The organism is Telluria sp. AC161, from assembly GCF_979258535.1.
Map to the genome: position 1 here is coordinate 1414272 of NZ_OZ409861.1, position 18103 is coordinate 1432374.

Here is an 18103-nt window from a genome sequence, read left to right on the forward strand (position 1 = left end):
CGATGTCCCGACTCGGTTTGTTGTTGTGCGCCCCGTACGCCGTGTTCATTCTGGTCTGCGTCGGCATTGTCTCGCTCGGCGCTGGCGACGATGCGTCGCAGTTGATCTTCCTGCAACTGCCGATTGCCGCCCAGCTGGTCATGGTGCAGGCGCTGGGCCTTGGCCGCGCCCTTGAATTCCTGTCGTGGCCCGACGCGTACGGCCTGTTCGTCACGCCGGCCTTCGTGCTGCTGTATGCCGCCGGCGCGCTGTGCGAACGGGGCCTGGCGCGCCGGCGCGGCCTGGCGCCCGCGCGCAGCGGCGTCTGATCTGGGCACGGCGCAATGCCGGCTCAGGATGCCTGAAAAAACCTGTTACTTGCTCTGGCGGCAACATGGTCGTACAGTGAGCTGTACCGACCGTCTGCTTTCGGCCAAAAGCGGTCGTTAACCATTTCAGCTTGAGGATATCTATGTCGGGAAATATTGAAGAGATTCGTCCGGTCTTCGAGCAACTGGAACGTCATATGCTCGACGTTGTGAACGGTGTCCAGGATGGTAAGGAAATCAGAAGATCCGCTTTCGAACGGACCGAGCAGCTAAGCAAGCAACTAACTGCGCTGCTTAAGGGCCAAGAGCTGCTACCTCGGTACATCTTGCTGCAGCTAAGTCAAGCCGCGACCATTCTTCAGGATGAGGCATCGTACATGCCAACCACTGCGGACAAACAAGAGGCGCTTCGAATGGCAAGCGCAATAAAGCTCACCTTGGACTCCATCCTGAGAGGCGAGTGTCACGATGATCGTCGCCCCGGAATTCCTCGGATTATCTAAAGCATATCGCTGCGTTGCATACGTCCGCTATGGGTCGAAAACGGTCCTTCGTTACGGTCAGAGGTTTTAAGCCTTGGCGGCCTGCTATGCTGAGCCCACCGCCTGGGTTCGGCCATGATGGACGCGACAAAGGTATACGAACGACCTGAGAGAGTTCCTGTCCACAGTTACCGAGGGTGCGGTTAACCGCTGCACAGATTATTGGTGTATCCGCTGAAACGACTCATACCTTGGTTATTGGTCATTGCCCGGGCACTACTCGCTCCGGTCGCAATATGGATCGCAGTTGCAGGACTACCTGCAGCGCTGTGGATGGGGCAGTTCGTCGTGGCCGCGATGTCTGATTGGTTTGACGGGAAGCTGGCCCGCCGCTGGGGAACTGCAACACCAGGTTTGCGCCAGGCTGACAGCATCGCGGACACGATCTACACCTTTGGGATCGCGATCAGTCTTTGGGTGAGTCATCCTGAAATTATCTACGCGCATCGCTGGGGTATCGGCATCGTGATCGCATTGGAGCTACTTCGTTATCCATTGGATTGGTGGCGTTTCGGGCGCGGTGCGAGCTACCATGCGCTGAGCGCAAAGCTTTTTGGGGTTTCGCTGCTGGTCGCAGTCAGTATGGTTGTGATGTTCGATTACGCGGGACCCTTCCTCTGGATTTCCTTGTTCGTAGGCCTTCTGTCGGAACTGGAAGGTATTTTGATTTCACTAGTCCTTCCGAAATGGACCCATGACGTCAGGAGCCTAAAAAGTGCGATTGACATCCGTGCCGGCAAAGCGCAGTAATAGGCAACGATGCTTGATCCTACGCCTGCATTGAGTCGCATCCGGCCGGTTTCGACAGACAGGAATCGGCCAGAAGCTGCCGGTCAACACACTACGGGAGAAGCATGGCTATCTGGCAGTTCACGGTAGGGCTCGTGCCACGAGCCTGGGCGGAAGCTGAGGGAAGCGTTCCTGCAAAGCTATACGACGCGGACGGTTACACTGCCATGTCTGTAGCATGGCGGGATGAGCAACTCGATTTCGATATCGATGACTTGATGTCACGAGTATTGCCCGCCGCTGCATCGTGGGGTGACGAAATCAGAATTTGGGGTGATGAAACAACGAGCGATATCCAGGTTTGCTATGAAGGCATTGCCGTCGAGTCGGTACAGATTCGCATCGATACCCGAAACAGTACATCGGACTTGTGCTCCAAGATCGTTCGACTCGCACGGGCCATGGACTGCTATCTGTTTCTTCCAGGGGACCGCTCGATAATTAGCGCGGACGAGGCTGCCCTCAGCAACGCTGTCTGCAAATCAAGTGCAGCGCGGTACTCAGCAGATCCCCACGCGTTCCTTGAATCGCTAGCCCGACTGCCTTCCTAGACCAACGGAAGACAGCGTCAACGTCCGCTTTGGGGCGGTACCGGGCAGCCAGGGCTATCCCTGGATTTTCGATCGGGCAACCTGCTATGTTAGCTCGACTGGCTGGATTCGGCCAAAGCATACTTCCTTTCTATCTCTGACCGATGCCTATTGCGCCCCTCGAACTGAGTTATGAACCGCCGGCACACGGGTGGATAAAACTTCGCCTGACGATTTTCGACCAGGAGATCGAGATCGACGCATCTGATGTTCCTAACGATCCAGTTCAGCAGTTGGTAGTTGCTGTGAGTGCGATGAGCGAAGGCCGGGATGCATCAGTTTGGTGGCATCTTGAGCCTGAGTGGTACGTCATGAGGTTCAAGCACACATTAGGGGGCGTTCGACTAGATATCGAACGTTGTCAATCGCCTGATGAGACCTCAAAGCAGTCAATTGTTGCCTGCTGTGGGGTGGATGTAATGGAGCCATTCCTAGGCTTCTTGCGAGACTTTCGATCACGGAATTTTTCTGAGGACGACTGGCCTAAAGTTGATTGGCGGCCACTGGACCAGCCCCATGTACCGTTCTCAATGTGAAGTGCTTCAATCGCTGCACTGTCCAATATGGGTCGATAGCGGACCGACGCAGCGTCAGTCCGGCACTAACATAGCGGCCACGTTCGTAGACGGACTAATGCCATAAGCACTACTTCCTGAAGATCTGTGGTCGCTTATAAGAGATCATCTTTTGGCCTATCACCGATCGCCGAAAGGCGGACGCCCACATATCGATGATCGCGTGGCCCCAGCGGGGATCCTGTTTAGTCCTCAAGACTGGAATACCGTGGGAGCACCTGCCGCGCGAACTCGGCTGCGGCTCAGCCGATCGCGCCAAATTCGGAAGCAAACCCCATCTGCTGATAGATGGGCGTTAGCTTGCGCTAGTAGCTCATATCTCAGGCGCGCAACTACACGACTCGCGTTTACCCACCCCGCTGGTAGGGTGGGTTTCGGCAGCAAAAGGATTCGCAGGCCGTGCCAGAAAACGCCCAGTTAAGCTGTATTCCGATCAAGCGTATGCTCCGAGAGTCCATCCGGCTTGGTTGCGCCATCGGGGCATTGCAGCTCGAATCGCGCGCGCCTTGGGTTGGCTACACCGTTTTCGCAGACTGCGCACACGACATGAGCGACGAGCAGACATCCGCCAGGCGTTTCTCTCACTTGCCTGCTCGCTCATCTGTTCGCGTATGTCCAACGGTGTTCTCAGGCGCTCTTAACGCCGAAAGCGCACATCTTCGCTGACCACCGGCGCATTGCCCTTGGGCTTCTTCGGTTTCTTTGGCTTCTTGACGATCTGACCCTTTGCATCGGTCTGCGGCACGCGGTGCTCGGGTGCATAGCCTGGCTCTTCCACGCGTTCGAGCGTCTGGCGCGTGAGCACCTCGATCGCTGCCAATTGCTCGACTTCGTCCGCGCACACCAGCGACACCGCTTCGCCGCTCGCGCCCTTGCGGCCCGTGCGCCCGGTGCGGTGCACGTAGTCCTCGGCCACGATCGGCAAATCCACATTGATCACGGCCGGCAGGTCGTCGATGTCGATGCCGCGCGCGGCGACGTCGGTAGCGATCAGCACGCGTACTTCGCCGGCCTTGAAACGGTCGAGCGCGCGCAGGCGCGCCGGCTGCGGCTTGTCGCCGTGGATCGAGTCGACCGGAATGCCTTTGGATTCCAGCAGCCCGAGCAGCTCGTCGACCCCCTTGCGGGTACGGGCGAAGGCCAGCACCTGCGTCCAGTCGCGTTTTTCCAGCAGGTGCACGAACAGCGCGGCCTTGCGCTTCTTGTCGACCGGGATCACCCACTGGCGGATCGCAGCGACGGTCGTGTTGCGCGGCGTTGCCTCGATGCGCACCGGTTCGCGCAGCATCTGGTTCGACAGTGCGCGGATCGGGTCCGAGAACGTCGCCGAGAACAGCAGCGTCTGGCGCTTCTTCGGCAGCAGTTTCAGAATGTTGTCGAGCTCACGCGCAAAACCCAGGTCGAGCATGCGGTCGGCTTCGTCCAGCACCAGCGTTTTGACTTCGTTGAAGTGCACCGCGTTCTGCCGATGCAGGTCGAGCAGGCGGCCCGGCGTGGCGACGAGCACGTCCACGCCCTTGCGCAGCGTCATCATCTGCGGATTGATGCTGACGCCGCCATAAGCCACCATCGAACGCAGTGGCAAGCCTTCGGCATAAGTGCGCACGCTTTCGTGCACCTGCTCGGCCAGTTCGCGGGTCGGCACCAGGATCAGCGCGCGCGCCGCGTTGTTGCCCACCTTGCCGCCCATGACAAGACGCTGCAGGATCGGCAGCGTGAAGCCGGCCGTCTTGCCGGTGCCGGTCTGGGCGGCGGCCATCACGTCGTTGCCGGCCAGGATGGCGGGAATTGCCTGCTCCTGGATGGCGGTAGGCGTGTGGTAGGCGAGGGCGTCCAGGGTGCGGACGATCGGCTCGATCAGGCCGAGGGAAGCAAACGACATGGGCAGGACACCTTGCGACGAAAAATGGACAGGCCGCAGTGTAACCTGCCGGCGCCGGCATGGCGATCATCGGCGCGCCGCCAGAGCGGCATGCCAAGCTTATTCGTGCAGAATCAGGACGACGCTGGCGTGTGCGGGGCCGTTTGCGCGGCCGGGGCGATCGGCTGGGCCGGCGCATTGTGTTCGCGGCAGCCGCCCAGCATCAGGCAGGCGACGGTCAGTACAGCGGCGGAATAAGTGCGTAGTTGCATGATGAATCCTCCGGGTAGCAGACAATCATCATACGCCGTACCGGCGCGCGCTGGCGCGCCTTGGCGGCCTATGACAGGATGTCCTCCCTGACGGGAACATAGCGATACGGTGCGTGGCCGACAGACCCGTCGCAGCGCTCACGCAGCGCCGTGGCATCGAGAATGACCCAGTCGCGCCGATGGGCCTGGCCAAGCACGCGTTGGCGCGTCAGATCGAAGCAGCGCAGCGTCAGGTGGTCGGGCACCAGCAGCACGCGCGCAGGATCGGCTCGCATCCAGTGCCATGCGCTCGACTCTTGCTGCGTCAGCGGCGCCAGATAGCTGAAATGCACCAGCGGCCGGTCGGCAAACAGCAGGAACTGTTCCTTGAACTCGAGCATGCCGACTTGCGTCCCAGGCCTGATCTGGCGCTCGAGTTCCTGCAAAACGGCGCGCGGCGTGCGATGCGGGTCGAGGGTCGGCCACAGCCAGAAGGCGATGCACAGCCAGGTCAGCAGGCTGGCCAGCGCAAGTTGCTCGAACAAGGCGCGCTTGCGCAGCAGCAGGGGGATGCCGGCCAGCGCCAGCCCCAGCAGCAGCACAGCGGGCGCCAGTGCCGCGACGGCGTCGGCATAGTCGGCCGCCCGGGCTGGCAGCCGGTGGGGCGCCAGCCACGCGACGCCCGCCAGCGCCATCAGCAGCACGCCCATCAGCACGAGCACTGCGCGCAACAGCACTGACGCGGCGCGGCGACTCGCGGCCGGCGTCTGTTCCCAGACGCAGGCGAGCGCCAGCGCGCACATCGGCAGCGCGGGCAGGATGTAGACCTCGCGCTTGCCTGGACTGAGCGAAAAGAACAGCAGCACGAGTGCAACCCAGCTCAGCAGGATGCGCAGCGCTGCGTCAGACGACCAGAGGTCGATGATGCCGCGTAGCCGCAGTACGAACAGCACGACCAGTGGAAACCACATCGTCGGCAAGGCAGTCGTCAGGTAGTAGTGCCACGGCTGGATGTGGTGCCATGCATTGGCATAGCGCTCAGCGGTTTGCCTGAACAGGATATTGTCGCGGTAGGCCAGCAGTTCGGGGCTGTGCACGCGCTCGACCGTGAGCCACATCGGCGCCAGCCACAGCGCGAGCGTGGCCAGCATCAGTGCGGGCCCCCACCACGCGCGCTGGCGCCAGGTCTGGTGCCCGGATTCATCAAAGCGGCGGCGCCAGATGGCCAGCGGGATCAGCATCAGTGCCGGGAGAAACCCGACGCCCTTGGTCATGACGCCCAGTGCCATCGCCACCCAACTGGCGGCATACCAGCCCCAGGCGGGCCCGGTCAGAAAGTGGCGGACCAGCCCATAGCAGCCGAGCGTGATCCAGAAGCACAGTACCGCATCGATCTGCGCGCCCTTGGCTTGCAACAGAAACTGCGGCGTGAACACGAGGATCAGCACGGCCGAGCGCGCGACGTGGTCGCCCCATAAGCGGTGCCCCAGGTCGAACACCAGCCACAGCGTCCCTAGCCCAGCCAGCGCACTGGGCAGCAGAAACGCGATCTTCAGTTGTCCGGTCAGCTGATAGAAGAGGGCGATCAGCCACATGAAGACAGGCGGCTTGTCCGGATAGAATTCGCCGCCTCGCGTGGGAAACAGCCACTGGCCCGATTCCACCATTTCGCGTGCGACCTGGGCAAAGCGCGGCTCGTCGGCTGGCCAGGGCGCGCGTAGCCCGATGCCGGCGAACAGCGCAATGAGCGTCAGCCCGACGAGCCACGGCCACCAGCTTGGGGCCTGCTCAAGGTTGCCGGTGTGCGGGCGTGGCATGCATTTGTCCCCGGATGTGCTGCAGACGCTGCTTGAAGCCATGATGGTAGAGGTAGAGCGCGAGCGCCGTGGACAGCGCCAGCGTCAGCAGACCGAACCAAAGCTGCTGTTCGTCGTGCAAGGCCAGGCCCGCGCCGGCAAAGCTGAACAGCAGCATTTGCGGCAGGTAGCCCAGCAGGCTGCCCCAGAACACTGCCGGTATGCTTAGCCGGGCCAGTCCCACGGCAATATTGGTCGCCAGGTTGCTGCCGACCGGCATCAGCCTCAGCGTGCAGATCCACAGCCAGGTGTCGCGGGCCAGCAGTTGGCGGATGATGGTGACCCAGTCGCCATAGCGGGTACTGGCCCAGGCAGTGCCGATGTGGCGCACGCAGCAGATTGCCAGCAGGGCGCCCAAGCCGGTCAGCAGAGTGCTCAGCAACGCGCCCGGCACGCCACCGATAACGCAGCCGCAGGCGAAGGCGAGCACCTGGCGCGGGCCGCCGAGCGCGGTATAGACGATGCCGGTGATCGCAAACACGGGCCAGGCAACGGCCCAGTGCCGCTCGAACAGGTGGTTGAGCAGATCCAGTTCGGTAAACGACCCCCACCACTGGAAATGGAGCGACACGAAGCCGAGCGTCAGCACGCTAGTTAACAGCAGCGGTTTGACCAGCAGGGCCAGCGCGGGTTTCACTGTCGCACTTCCATGCGGTCGATCAGCGGCAGTTTGCTGCGGCGGATGAGCCAGGTAACGCCCCACATGTCGACGATGCCCACCCACAGCCGGTTCCACGCCGTGTATTTCGACACGCCGGCTGTACGGTGGCGATGGCGCACCGGCACGATGGCGATCATGCCGCCCAGCCGCTTGACCAGCGCCGGCACGAACCGATGCATATGGTCGAAATAGGGCAGGCACAGCCAGGTGGCGCGCGGCACGAGCTTCAGGCCGCAGCCGGTATCGGGCACCCCGTCGTCGAGGATGCGGCGGCGCACGGCGTTGGCAATGCGCGACTGGATTTTTTTCCAGCGCGTGTCGCGCCGGTCGGCGCGAAAGCCGGCAATGCAAAAATGCCGGTGCGTTTCGCTTAAGGTGAGTCCCTGCGCCACCAGCGCCGGAATGTCGGCCGGGTCGTTCTGGCAGTCGCCATCGATCGTCACGAGAAAACGTCCGGTGGCGTGCCGTGCGGCGGTCCACAGGGCCGTGCTTTGACCGGCACTGTGTGCGTGGCGGATCAGCCGCGCCGGCATGCCCCATTGCTGGCAATGCTGCAGGAAAACGGCGCCGGTGTCGTCGCTGCTGCCATCGTCCACCAGCACGACCTCGTGCGTCAGATGTCCGGCGAGGGCGTGGTGGATTTCGTCCACCAGATGGCCGATATTGTCGGCTTCATCCTTTGCGGGAATCAGTACTGACACCAGCCACGCATGCTCGTTGTTCGCTTCGTCAGCCATATCGCGCAAGCTCTCCAAAAAGAGCGCAGCACACACACTGCGCATCATGTTCTGCAAGAATTCTGGATAACGACGTCTGACGCTCGCTCGCTAAAGATGAGCTGTCAATACAGGCTAGTGTACGAGTTCGTGATCACTTTGGAAAGTCATAGTTGATGGCAAGCGCCTAGGGCGGAAAGGTTGTTGCGAGCGCGTCAGAAGCGGTACGACACGCTGGCGCGCAGCACGGGGAAAAACTTGTGGTCGGCCAGTTCGTTCGTCAAACGGGCTTCTTCGACGGCGACGTCACGGGCCAGCACGGTGCAGACGGCCTGCGACGTGCGGCAGCCGCGGCTGATCAGGTCGACCTGGCCCTTGCCCTGGTAGAAGGCGCCGAGATCGGCGCTGACGTTCCAGCGCTGGTTCGGCGTGAGGGCGTTGCCCCAGCCGATGCCGAAGTAGGGCGCGGCCTTGCGGAAGTCGACGTCGCCATCGAGCGTGCCGACGTCTGCCGCGCTGTAGCTCTGACCATTGATGAGGTAGCGGCCGTTGCTGTTCGGCCGCGCCGTGGCCGTCACTTCGTTGCCGTTGTAGACCACGCCGGCGGTGAGGCGCAGCGCGGTGTCGGCGAATGCATACCAGTCGAACAGGGCGTCGAACGTTTGCAGCTTGGCGTCGCCGTCGTAGTCGATGCCGCCCGAACGCTTGTCGAAGTCGTGCTTGTAGTAGTTGATGCCGAAACGGCCATTGAGCGTGCGTTCCATCGGCACCACCAGATGGACGCCGGCGCCGGTGGTGCCCAGCGTGGCCGTGACACCGACGCCGATTTCGGCGTGGGCGGATGCGGCGGCGACAGTGGCGGCAATGGTTGCGGCAATGGCAATGGCGTTACGTGGGATGGACATCTCGACGACCTCTCTATCAACAAACGGAAAGGCGCGATTGTACGGCCACGGCCCATGTGCATACTCAGCAAATTTGTAATGCGGCGCGTTGGCAACACTGGTCTGCGCCCGACGGGAAATGCCGCCAAGGCCGGTTTCGTCGGCCCAGCCGCGGCTTCGTCGCATAATGCTGTCTTGCGAACCATGGCGTGCCTATGCTGGCGCCATTCTTCAACGCTTGAAAGCCCATCATGATGTCGAGTTTTTTCCACCACGGTCGCCTGGTCGTTGCCTGGAGCGCGGTGTACCTGGCGCTGTGTATCTTCATCAGCGACACCGTGCTGCAGGATATTGATTTGAACCTCGGCGGCTATGCGGCGCTGCTCGGTTTTGCGCTGATCGGCTGGGTCCTCCTGATCGCGTTCTCGCACACCCGCCGCGTGCGACTGCTGGCCGGCACCGTGAACGCGGCCACGCTGGCAAACCGCCAGCGGCGTCAGATCGAGATCCCGTTCGAGGCCGGCGAAGCGTTCGACATGATCGACGCCGCGATCCGCGAGCTGCCCGGCGTGACCGCCGTCGACAGCGCCCGCGACAGTCTGCAGGTGCGCGCCAAGGTCGAGCGCACCGACCTGTATGGCGGCAATGCGTCGGCCGGCGCGGCGCTGGCCCGCCTGTCCACCTGGCGCAACCAGATTCGCGCAACGATCACGCCAAATGGCGACGCGGCCGGCAGCGTGATCTTGATTTGCGAACCCGAAGACCCGGCCTGGATCGACTGGTTCCTGGTCGACCAGGGCAGCAACCTGGAAAACGCCGACGCCATCGTGCGCGCCATCACGCGCCGCATTGCCGAGCGGCGCCGCCTCGAGACACAGGCCGTGCGCGAAAGCGCGACCGAGAAGGAATTGACGGTGGCGCGCCTGAACCTGCTGCACGCCCAGGTGGAACCACATTTTTTATACAACACGCTGGCCAGCGCACAGGTGCTCACCCGCACCGATCCGGCGCGCGCCGACGCCATGCTGGGTAACCTGATCCAGTACCTGCGCCACTCGCTGCCACGCACCGAGGATGCGCCGTCGACGCTGGGCGAAGAACTGGAACGGGCCCGTGCCTACCTCGATATCCTGGCCATCCGCATGGGGCCGCGCCTGGCGCTGCAGGTCGACGTGCCGGACGACCTGCGCCGGCTGGTGTTTCCACCGATGATGCTGCAGACGCTGGTCGAGAATGCCATCAAGCACGGGCTCGAACCCAAGCCGGGTGGCGGCACCGTCTGGATCCTGGCGCGCGCCATCGACAATGCTGCGGCCGTCACGGTGGCCGACGACGGCCGCGGCTTCTCGCTCGAGACGGCCGGCACCGGCATCGGGCTGCGCAACGTGCGCGAGCGCCTGCGCCTCGGTTACGGCAGCATGGCGAGCTTTGCCATCGTCGCCAATTTCCCGAGCGGCGTGGCCGCCACCATCACGGTGCCGCTGGCGCTGCAGGGTGCGGGGGTGCGCACATGACCCGCTGCGTGATTGCCGAAGACGAACTCCTGCTGCAGGAAGAGCTGGTCAAGCTGCTGGGCGAGGTGTGGCCGGACCTCGAGATCGTGGCCGCGTGCGACGATGGCGGCAGTGCGCTCGACGCCATTGCCAGCTACCGGCCCGAGGTCGCGTTTCTCGATATCCGCATGCCGGGGCTGTCGGGCCTCGAGGTGGCCTCAAGCATGCTGGCGGCGGGACTGCGCACCGAGATCGTGTTCGTGACCGCGTATGACCAGTACGCGCTCGACGCCTTTGACCGGGGCGCCGTCGATTACCTGCTCAAGCCGATCGGGCGCGAACGCCTGGCCGCGACCGTGGCCCGGCTGCGCGATCGGTTGGCGCGCGGTGTGGCGGATACGACACAGCTGGCGGCGCTGCTGGCGCGCTTGCAGACTGTTGTGCCGCCGGCGCCGCGCGCCCAGCCGCTGGTCTGGCTGACGGCCAGCCGCGGCGTCGAAACGCGTTTGATCCTGGTCGACGACGTGGCGTATTTCCAGTCCGATTCGAAGTACACGGTGGTGATGACGGCCGAGGGCGAGTCACTGCTGCGCAAGCCCATCCGCGACCTGCTCGAGGTGCTCGACCCGGCCATGTTCCGGCAGGTGCACCGCTCGACGATCGTCAACCTGCGGGCCGTGGCGGGCGTCACGCGCGACGACAGCGGCAAGGGTGTCATCCGTCTGCGCAACCGGCCCGAGACGCTGACAGTCAGTCAACCGTTCATGGCGCTCTTTCGTCACATGTAAGCGCAGCCCAGCGTTCGCGACGTTGCCGTAGTAAAATCTCAGATGGCCATCAGGCCGGCGTTGTTGCCGGTTGGGGCATCAAGAAGGAGGCAAGCTTGCGTAGCGATATCGTGATCGTGGGTGGCGGCGCTGGCGGTCTGGAGCTGGCATGCAAACTGGGCCGTAAACTCGGCCCGACAAAGGTGACGCTGGTCGACAGCCGCCTGTACCACATCTGGAAACCGTCGCTGCATGAAGTCGCGGCGGGCACCCTGGACATCCACCAGGAAGGTCTGTCGTACGCGATGCTCGCGCACGACAATGGATTCAATTTCGTGCTCGGTCCGATGACCGGGCTGGACGAGGCCGGCCAGGCGATCGAGATCGGGGCCGTGTATTCGGCCACCGAACACGACGAAGTGCTGCCGGCGCGTCGCCTGGCGTACACGTCGCTCGTGATCGCGATCGGCAGCACCTCGAACTACTTCGGCGTGCCGGGCGCGCAGGAACATTCCATTTCGCTCAATGCGACCGAAGACGCCGAACGCTTCCGCCTGCGCATGTTGCGCCTGATGCTGGCGGTCGAGCAGCAGCGCGAAGAGGGCCGTGAAACGGGCCTGGACGTCGTCATCATCGGTGGCGGCGCGACCGGCGTCGAGCTGGCGGCCGAACTGCGCGAAGCGTCGGGCGCGTATGCGCGCTACGGTTTTGCACGGATGGACGTCAAGCGCGACGTGCGCATCACGATCCTCGAAGGCGCGCCGCGCATCCTGGCGCCGCTCCCCGAGCGCGTGTCGAATGCGGCGCTGGGCCTGCTGAACAAGCGCGGCATCCGCGTCGTCAGCGATTGCCGCGTCACGGCGATCGACAACGACAAGGTGCTCGACGCCAATGGCAACGTGTATCCGGCCGACCTGTGCGTCTGGGCGGCAGGTATCCGCGCCCCCGAGATGCTTGGCAAGCTCGGCCTGCAGACTGCGCGCGGCGGCGGCCTGGATGTCGATTCGCATCTGCGCGTCAAGGGCGCCAAAGCCATCTGGTCGCTGGGCGACTGCGCGGTCTGCATCGATGGCAACGGCTTGCCGGTGCCGCCACGCGCGCAGGCAGCGCACCAGCAGGCCGATTACCTGGTCACGACCTTCCTGCGCATGGACAAGGGCCAGCCGGCCTTGACCGAGCCCTACGAGTACCGCGATTACGGGTCGCTCGTGTCGGTCGGTCAGAACACCAGTGTCGGTAGCCTGATGGGTTCGCTTCGCGGCGCGAGCTGGTTCGTGCAGGGCGGCATCGCGCGCCTGATGTACGCCAGCCTGCACCTGATGCACCACCGGGCCGTGATGGGCATTACCCGCACGGGCCTGCTGGCCGTGGCGCGCTTCCTGATCCGGCGCAGCACGCCGCTGGTCAAGCTGCACTGACCAAGCTGCACTGACGGGATTGTCGTCAGGCGACAAACAACAACGGCGGCCAGTGGCCGCCGTTGTTGTTTTTAAAGACCCTACCGCTGTCTAGGCCGGCAATTCGCGCGGCAGCGTCATCTGCAGCATGGCGCCACCTTGCTCGGTGCGCACCAGGATCAGATTGCCACCGAGCGTGCGGGCGCGTTCGCGCAGCAGCCGCAGGCCATGGCGTTCATCCGCAGCCAGCGGATCGGCGCCGGGGCCGACGCCGTCGTCGCGCACGGTCAGCATGGCCATGTCGCCATCGTCGTCCAGGATCACGTCCACGCGTGTGGCCTGCGCATGCGCTGCGGCGTTGCGCAAACCTTCCTCGGCGCAGCGCAGCAACAGCACGGCGTGCTCGCGCGACCAGGCGCCATCTTCCTCGGGCAGACTGGCTTGCGCCTGGATGCCGTGCTCGGCGCCGAATTCAGGCACCAGCTCGGCGAGTGCGGTGCGCAACCCGAGAAACTCGAGCTTGTCGTTCCACAGCGCGAGCTGCATCTGGCGGTTGGTCTCGATGACGCCCCCGAGCAGGACTTTCATTTGCGCGGCGCGGTCGCGCAGCGCTTTGTCTTCGGCCGGAAGGCGCTGGGTGAGCAGGGCAAGGTGCATCGTCAGGGCCGTCATCGACGAACCCAGACTATCGTGCAACTGACGCGCGAGCTGGCGACGCTCCTGGTCCCAGCTGTTGGCCAGCCAGGACACCATGTCGGAGAGTTCAGCAGTGCGCGCCGCGACCAGGCGTTCCAGCTCCGGGTCGGGATGCGGTGGGACCGGTTCAGTCATCAGGGTCTCAATTAAATGTTTCCCAAATCATACAACAATTGTCATTTATCCGTCGCGCATTGGGTGCAGCAAGAGCGGTTCGTTCTGTTCTCCCGAGTGTGAGGTCGCGAACAGTGCCGATCGCACGGCAGGCGCACTCTGGCGATGTGGCCAACGAGTCATCATTCAACCAACAATACGGGGGTAACACCATGACCAAAGCAACGACCAAAAAGACGAGCGGCCCGCAGGATGCGCTGGAACTGCTGAAAAGCCAGCATGACGAAGTGAAAGACATGTTCGACAAGTACGAAGAACTCGGTGAGCGCGCCAATGTCAGCAAGAAAAAGCTGGCTAACGAGATCTGCGAAGCCCTGATCATGCACACGTCGATCGAGGAAGAAATCTTCTACCCGGCGCTGCGTGAAACGTCCAAGGAAATGGAAGACATGCTCGACGAAGCCTTCGTCGAACACGCTTCGGCCAAGGACCTGATCGCACAAGTGCAAGAGGGGGAGCCGGAGGACGATTACTACGATGCCAAAGTGAAGGTGCTGGGCGAATACGTGTCGCACCACGTCGAAGAGGAAGAGGAAGAAATGTTCCCGAAAGTGCGCAAGCTCGACCTCGACCTGGAAGCCATGGGCGCTGAAATGGCAGCTCGCCGCGACGAAATTCTCGCCACGGTCTAAAGCATCGTTGGCATGCTGGCCGGCCTCCCCGGGGCCGGCTTTTTTACGTCCGTTCCATTTAGCCAAGAATTCGACGGTGCGGGCAGTCAAGACGTTCGCTGCCGCACATACGTGCTATTGCTGGTATGCGATAGTGAAAGCTAGCCGGTTCCATCGCGGACGGGAGCGTTATACAAGAGAGGACACACCATGAATATCGATAACATCGTAAATGAGCAGTTCCGTGGCAAGAGTTTCCGTGAACTGGCCGACGCGCCATTGTCGGCACTGCGCGGCATCGGCGAGCAGCAAGCCAATGCGCTGGCTGACACGCTTGGCGTGAAGACCATTGGCGATCTGGCCAGCCTGCAGGCAGTCAGCTTCGCCGTCGCGATCAAGGCACTGGCCGGCAGCGAGACGCAGTCGAGCAAAGAGCAGGCCGAAGAGACCTTGCTCGATGATGCCGTCGAAATGACGTTCCCGGCCAGCGATCCGATTTCGGTCGACGCCGGTATCACCCGCATCGAAGTGCCGCCCGAGATGGTCGACGCAGGCCGCGATCACCAGAACGCGCGTTCGATCGAAGAAACGAGCACCATCCGCGATTGTCCGCCAGCCGAAAAGCGTTAAGCACACGGCAGGGCAGGATGGGGCAGGTCACGGAACGCAGGTTCCGTGGCCTGTTTTTTTATGGCGCAGTCAACGTTAAATAGAGACTAGCTTTGAACTGACGAGTAGTCCAGTGGTCCAACCCCTGTCCCCAGCGTCAGGAGTCGATCATGAAAGCGCCACGTTTCAAGGGCTGGTTCGCAAAACTGCCTTCCCTGAACCAGCCGCAGCGCCGGCAAGTGCTGGATGCCCTGCATCCTGCAGCCGGGCTTGATCAGGTTGTTGCGCTCATCACTGAGGTCAGAACGCCAGGCCGCTGCTGCCCCAGTTGCAGCAACGAGCACTGCTACCGGCATGGTTTCGCCAACGACTTGCAGCGCTACCGCTGCTGCGCCTGCGGCCGCACCTTTAACGACCTCACCGGCACGCCACTGGCGCGGCTCAGGCACAAAGCCAAATGGCTCGCGTATTCGCAGGTGCTGCTCGATTCACTCCCCGTGCGCAAGGGCGCAGATCGGGTCGGCGTACACCGCAACACCGCCTTTCGCTGGCGACACCGCTTCCTGCATTGGATCAAGCTCGACCGGCCCGCGCTCCTGAATGGCATCGTCGAGGCTGACGAAACATTTCTGCTCGAATCACAAAAAGGTTCGCGTACGCTTGATCGGCCACCGCGCCGCCGCGGCGGCCATGCTGCCAAACGGGGCATTTCCAGCGAACTCGATTGCATTCTGGTCGGCCGCGACCGCGAGGGTCGCACGGTCGATGCCGTCACTGGCAGGGGTGCTCTCACGGCTGCGCAAATCGAGCGTGACTTGTTGCCCAGACTTGACAGGCAAGCCTTGCTTGTCAGTGACGGCCACCCCGCTTACCGCACGTTTGCACACAAGCACAGGATCGCGCACGAAGCGGTCAATGCGCGCGCTGGTGTGCGTGTAAGACGTTTGGGCAGCCTTGCCATCCACGTGCAGAACGTGAACGCCTACCACCAGCGCTTCAAGGCGTGGCTACAGGGCTTTCGTGGCGTGGCGTCGCGCTACCTGCCCAATTACCTCGGCTGGCGCTGGGCGTTGGATGGAGAGCGGGTTATTTCGCCGGAACAGTTGCTTCGCATTGCCATCAGCGTCATCAACAGATAACGCTAACTGAGCCTTTTTTATGGCGCAGTCAACGTTAAATAGAGACTAGCTTTGAACTGACGAGTAGTCCAGTGGTCCAACCCCTGTCCCCAGCGTCAGGAGTCGATCATGAAAGCGCCACGTTTCAAGGGCTGGTTCGCAAAACTGCCTTCCCTGAACCAGCCGCAGCGCCGGCAAGTGCTGGATGCCCTGCATCCTGCAGCCGGGCTTGATCAGGTTGTTGCGCTCATCACTGAGGTCAGAACGCCAGGCCGCTGCTGCCCCAGTTGCAGCAACGAGCACTGCTACCGGCATGGTTTCGCCAACGACTTGCAGCGCTACCGCTGCTGCGCCTGCGGCCGCACCTTTAACGACCTCACCGGCACGCCACTGGCGCGGCTCAGGCACAAAGCCAAATGGCTCGCGTATTCGCAGGTGCTGCTCGATTCACTCTCCGTACGCAAGGGAGCAGATCGAATCGGCGTACACCGCAACACCGCCTTTCGCTGGCGACACCGCTTCCTGCATTGGATCAAGCTCGACCGGCCCGCGCTCCTGAATGGCATCGTCGAGGCTGACGAAACATTTCTGCTCGAATCACAAAAAGGTTCGCGTACGCTTGATCGGCCACCGCGCCACCGCGGCGGCCATGCTGCCAAACGGGGCATTTCCAGCGAACTCGATTGCATTCTGGTCGGCCGCGACCGCGAGGGTCGCACGGTCGATGCCGTCACTGGCCGGGGTGCTCTCACGGCTGCGCAACTCGAGCGTGACTTGTTGCCCAGACTTGACAGGCAAGCCTTGCTTGTCAGTGACGGCCATCCCGCTTACCGCACGTTTGCACACAAGCACAGGATCGCGCACGAAGCGGTCAATGTGCGCGCCGGTGTGCGTGTAAGACGTCTGGGCAGCCTTGCCATCCACGTGCAGAACGTGAACGCCTACCACCAGCGCTTCAAGGTGTGGCTGCAGGGCTTTCGTGGCGTGGCGTCGCGCTACCTGCCCAATTACCTTGGCTGGCGCTGGGCGTTGGATGGAGAGCGGGTTATTTCGCCGGAACAGTTGCTTCGCATTGCCATCAGCGTCATCAACAGATAACGCTAACTGAGCCTTTTTTATGGCGCAGCCAAGGCAAAAGCAAACCGGGGCGCTCGCTTGCGCGAGGCCCCGGCTTTTAGTCAGCTGAAAGAGGATGGTGTGTCAGCGATGCGGCGTTGCCAGCTCGGGCGTCGGCGCCAGCACTGGCGCGCCGGTGGTCTTGGACGCTGCCTGGCGATTGGCCGCCGGCGAGCAGAAACGGTTCTTGCCGGCGCGCTTGGCTTCGTACAGCGCGTAATCGGCGATATTGATCAGGGCGTCGACCGATTCGGCGTCGTCCGGATAGATACTGATGCCGATCGAGGTCGACAGGCGCAGCGTCAGGTCGTTGATGAAGAATGGCTCGGACAGGGATTCAACCAGCTTGGCAGCCGGGCCCTGCGCGTCGACCAGACCGTGGATATCGCCCAGCACGACCATGAATTCATCGCCACCCAGACGGGCAACGGTGTCTTCCTTGCGCGAGCTGGCCAGCAGCCGTTGCGACACGGCTTTCAGGATCTCGTCGCCGTAGGCATGGCCATAGGTGTCATTGATTGCCTTGAAGCCATCCAGGTCGAGATACATGATCGCGGCCTTGGCGTGGGTACGGTTGGCGTGCTGCAGCGCCGTCTCGATGCGGTCTTCAAGCAGGCGCCGGTTCGGCAGGCCGGTGAGGGCGTCGTGCAGTGCGAGCTCCTGCTGGGCCTTCGAGTACTGGGCCAGCTCCTTGTACAACAGGCGCACTTCGAGCATATTGTGGATGCGCTTGTGCACCTCGAGCAGGTCGAACGGCTTGCTGATGAAGTCGCGGGCACCGGCTTCGAGCGCGGCAATCTTGAAACTTGGCTGGGCGGTCAGGGCAAGCACGGGCAGGTAGCCACCCTGTTCAATTTCCTTGAGGCCCTTCATGACCTGGAAGCCATTCAAACCCGGCATTTGCAGGTCGAGCAGAATGAGGTCGTAATTGTGTTCACGATGGAGCGGGCACACCTGCTCCGGCAGCATGGTCGAGCTGACGCAGGTGTAGCCTTCTTCGCGCAATATCTCTTCCATCAGCTCGATATTGTCGGGCGAATCGTCTACCACCAGAATTTTGGCGTTCAAAATGTCTTGTCTGCTCGGCAT

The 18103-nt window shown here is 62.5% G+C and carries 18 protein-coding genes; 10 read left to right on the plus strand and 8 right to left on the minus strand.

Annotated features, from left to right (window positions below):
• Positions 1-2 precede the first annotated feature (2 nt).
• The 3 genes from ACZ0AJ_RS06445 (at position 3) to ACZ0AJ_RS06455 (ending at position 1600) form a co-directional block, all read left to right on the plus strand.
• The gene (locus ACZ0AJ_RS06445) at positions 3-308 is read left to right on the plus strand and encodes a hypothetical protein (protein WP_499453257.1); all 306 of its coding nucleotides are present in this window, start codon (positions 3-5) and stop codon (positions 306-308) included.
• A gap of 143 nt (positions 309-451) precedes the next feature.
• Positions 452-811 (plus strand): hypothetical protein, encoded by a 360-nt coding sequence (locus tag ACZ0AJ_RS06450; protein ID WP_499453259.1) that lies wholly within the window; start codon positions 452-454, stop codon positions 809-811.
• 204 nt (positions 812-1015) lie between these two features.
• Entirely contained in the window at positions 1016-1600 is a 585-nt protein-coding gene (locus ACZ0AJ_RS06455; RefSeq protein ID WP_499453261.1) for a CDP-alcohol phosphatidyltransferase family protein, read from the plus strand.
• 1841 nt (positions 1601-3441) lie between these two features.
• Here ACZ0AJ_RS06455 and ACZ0AJ_RS06460 read toward each other — a convergent pair.
• The 6 genes from ACZ0AJ_RS06460 to ACZ0AJ_RS06485 form a co-directional block, all read right to left on the minus strand.
• The gene (locus tag ACZ0AJ_RS06460; protein ID WP_499453266.1) at positions 3442-4686 is read right to left on the minus strand and encodes a DEAD/DEAH box helicase; all 1245 of its coding nucleotides are present in this window, start codon (positions 4684-4686) and stop codon (positions 3442-3444) included.
• Between the two features lie 113 nt (positions 4687-4799).
• Positions 4800-4937, minus strand: coding sequence for a hypothetical protein (locus ACZ0AJ_RS06465; RefSeq protein WP_499453268.1), 138 nt, complete (start codon positions 4935-4937; stop codon positions 4800-4802).
• Positions 4938-5005: 68 nt separating this feature from the next.
• Entirely contained in the window at positions 5006-6733 is a 1728-nt protein-coding gene (locus tag ACZ0AJ_RS06470; RefSeq protein WP_499454262.1) for an ArnT family glycosyltransferase, read from the minus strand.
• The gene (locus tag ACZ0AJ_RS06475) at positions 6705-7409 is read right to left on the minus strand and encodes a TVP38/TMEM64 family protein (RefSeq protein WP_499453274.1); all 705 of its coding nucleotides are present in this window, start codon (positions 7407-7409) and stop codon (positions 6705-6707) included. The genes ACZ0AJ_RS06470 and ACZ0AJ_RS06475 overlap by 29 nt, the downstream gene beginning before the upstream one ends.
• The gene (locus tag ACZ0AJ_RS06480) at positions 7406-8170 is read right to left on the minus strand and encodes a glycosyltransferase family 2 protein (RefSeq protein ID WP_499454264.1); all 765 of its coding nucleotides are present in this window, start codon (positions 8168-8170) and stop codon (positions 7406-7408) included. The genes ACZ0AJ_RS06475 and ACZ0AJ_RS06480 overlap by 4 nt, the downstream gene beginning before the upstream one ends.
• A gap of 194 nt (positions 8171-8364) precedes the next feature.
• Positions 8365-9054, minus strand: coding sequence for a hypothetical protein (locus ACZ0AJ_RS06485; protein ID WP_499453278.1), 690 nt, complete (start codon positions 9052-9054; stop codon positions 8365-8367).
• A gap of 230 nt (positions 9055-9284) precedes the next feature.
• On the opposite strand from ACZ0AJ_RS06485, the gene ACZ0AJ_RS06490 reads away from it, so the two are divergent.
• The 3 genes from ACZ0AJ_RS06490 to ACZ0AJ_RS06500 all read left to right on the plus strand — a co-directional run bounded on the left by ACZ0AJ_RS06490 (position 9285) and on the right by ACZ0AJ_RS06500 (position 12711).
• A complete protein-coding gene (locus tag ACZ0AJ_RS06490) occupies positions 9285-10547 on the plus strand; it encodes a sensor histidine kinase (RefSeq protein WP_499453280.1) in 1263 nt (420 codons plus the stop codon).
• Positions 10544-11314 carry a LytR/AlgR family response regulator transcription factor gene (locus ACZ0AJ_RS06495; RefSeq protein WP_499453282.1) on the plus strand — a complete coding sequence of 257 codons (771 nt, stop codon included), beginning with the start codon at positions 10544-10546 and terminating at the stop codon, positions 11312-11314. Before ACZ0AJ_RS06490 ends, ACZ0AJ_RS06495 begins: the two co-directional genes overlap by 4 nt.
• Before the next feature lie 95 nt (positions 11315-11409).
• Positions 11410-12711 carry an NAD(P)/FAD-dependent oxidoreductase gene (locus ACZ0AJ_RS06500; RefSeq protein ID WP_499453284.1) on the plus strand — a complete coding sequence of 434 codons (1302 nt, stop codon included), beginning with the start codon at positions 11410-11412 and terminating at the stop codon, positions 12709-12711.
• Positions 12712-12801: 90 nt separating this feature from the next.
• Here ACZ0AJ_RS06500 and ACZ0AJ_RS06505 read toward each other — a convergent pair whose 3' ends face one another.
• Entirely contained in the window at positions 12802-13521 is a 720-nt protein-coding gene (locus tag ACZ0AJ_RS06505) for a sensor histidine kinase (protein WP_499453286.1), read from the minus strand.
• Positions 13522-13712: 191 nt separating this feature from the next.
• On the opposite strand from ACZ0AJ_RS06505, the gene ACZ0AJ_RS06510 reads away from it, so the two are divergent.
• The 4 genes from ACZ0AJ_RS06510 to ACZ0AJ_RS06525 all read left to right on the plus strand — a co-directional run bounded on the left by ACZ0AJ_RS06510 (position 13713) and on the right by ACZ0AJ_RS06525 (position 16996).
• Positions 13713-14192 carry a hemerythrin domain-containing protein gene (locus ACZ0AJ_RS06510; protein WP_499454268.1) on the plus strand — a complete coding sequence of 160 codons (480 nt, stop codon included), beginning with the start codon at positions 13713-13715 and terminating at the stop codon, positions 14190-14192.
• A 189-nt stretch (positions 14193-14381) separates the two neighbouring features.
• On the plus strand, positions 14382-14801 hold the full coding sequence (locus ACZ0AJ_RS06515; RefSeq protein ID WP_499453290.1) for a hypothetical protein: 420 nt from the start codon (positions 14382-14384) through the stop codon (positions 14799-14801).
• A gap of 149 nt (positions 14802-14950) precedes the next feature.
• Positions 14951-15919: an IS1595 family transposase gene (locus ACZ0AJ_RS06520; protein ID WP_499453292.1), complete on the plus strand. Its 969-nt coding sequence runs from the start codon at positions 14951-14953 to the stop codon at positions 15917-15919.
• Between the two features lie 108 nt (positions 15920-16027).
• Positions 16028-16996: an IS1595 family transposase gene (locus tag ACZ0AJ_RS06525; RefSeq protein ID WP_499453294.1), complete on the plus strand. Its 969-nt coding sequence runs from the start codon at positions 16028-16030 to the stop codon at positions 16994-16996.
• A 102-nt stretch (positions 16997-17098) separates the two neighbouring features.
• Here ACZ0AJ_RS06525 and ACZ0AJ_RS06530 read toward each other — a convergent pair whose 3' ends face one another.
• Positions 17099-18103 (minus strand): response regulator, encoded by a 1005-nt coding sequence (locus tag ACZ0AJ_RS06530; protein WP_499453296.1) that lies wholly within the window; start codon positions 18101-18103, stop codon positions 17099-17101.

Coding starts and splice junctions, on each gene's coding strand:
- ACZ0AJ_RS06445 (WP_499453257.1), top strand. CDS start 3: ATGTCCCGACTCGGTTTGTTGTTGTGCGCCCCGTACGCCGTGTTCATT.
- ACZ0AJ_RS06450 (WP_499453259.1), top strand. CDS start 452: ATGTCGGGAAATATTGAAGAGATTCGTCCGGTCTTCGAGCAACTGGAA.
- ACZ0AJ_RS06460 (WP_499453266.1), bottom strand. CDS start 4,686: ATGTCGTTTGCTTCCCTCGGCCTGATCGAGCCGATCGTCCGCACCCTG.
- ACZ0AJ_RS06465 (WP_499453268.1), bottom strand. CDS start 4,937: ATGCAACTACGCACTTATTCCGCCGCTGTACTGACCGTCGCCTGCCTG.
- ACZ0AJ_RS06470 (WP_499454262.1), bottom strand. CDS start 6,733: ATGCCACGCCCGCACACCGGCAACCTTGAGCAGGCCCCAAGCTGGTGG.
- ACZ0AJ_RS06480 (WP_499454264.1), bottom strand. CDS start 8,170: ATGGCTGACGAAGCGAACAACGAGCATGCGTGGCTGGTGTCAGTACTG.
- ACZ0AJ_RS06485 (WP_499453278.1), bottom strand. CDS start 9,054: ATGTCCATCCCACGTAACGCCATTGCCATTGCCGCAACCATTGCCGCC.
- ACZ0AJ_RS06490 (WP_499453280.1), top strand. CDS start 9,285: ATGATGTCGAGTTTTTTCCACCACGGTCGCCTGGTCGTTGCCTGGAGC.
- ACZ0AJ_RS06495 (WP_499453282.1), top strand. CDS start 10,544: ATGACCCGCTGCGTGATTGCCGAAGACGAACTCCTGCTGCAGGAAGAG.
- ACZ0AJ_RS06505 (WP_499453286.1), bottom strand. CDS start 13,521: ATGACTGAACCGGTCCCACCGCATCCCGACCCGGAGCTGGAACGCCTG.
- ACZ0AJ_RS06510 (WP_499454268.1), top strand. CDS start 13,713: ATGACCAAAGCAACGACCAAAAAGACGAGCGGCCCGCAGGATGCGCTG.
- ACZ0AJ_RS06515 (WP_499453290.1), top strand. CDS start 14,382: ATGAATATCGATAACATCGTAAATGAGCAGTTCCGTGGCAAGAGTTTC.
- ACZ0AJ_RS06520 (WP_499453292.1), top strand. CDS start 14,951: ATGAAAGCGCCACGTTTCAAGGGCTGGTTCGCAAAACTGCCTTCCCTG.
- ACZ0AJ_RS06525 (WP_499453294.1), top strand. CDS start 16,028: ATGAAAGCGCCACGTTTCAAGGGCTGGTTCGCAAAACTGCCTTCCCTG.
- ACZ0AJ_RS06530 (WP_499453296.1), bottom strand. CDS start 18,103: ATGCCGAGCAGACAAGACATTTTGAACGCCAAAATTCTGGTGGTAGAC.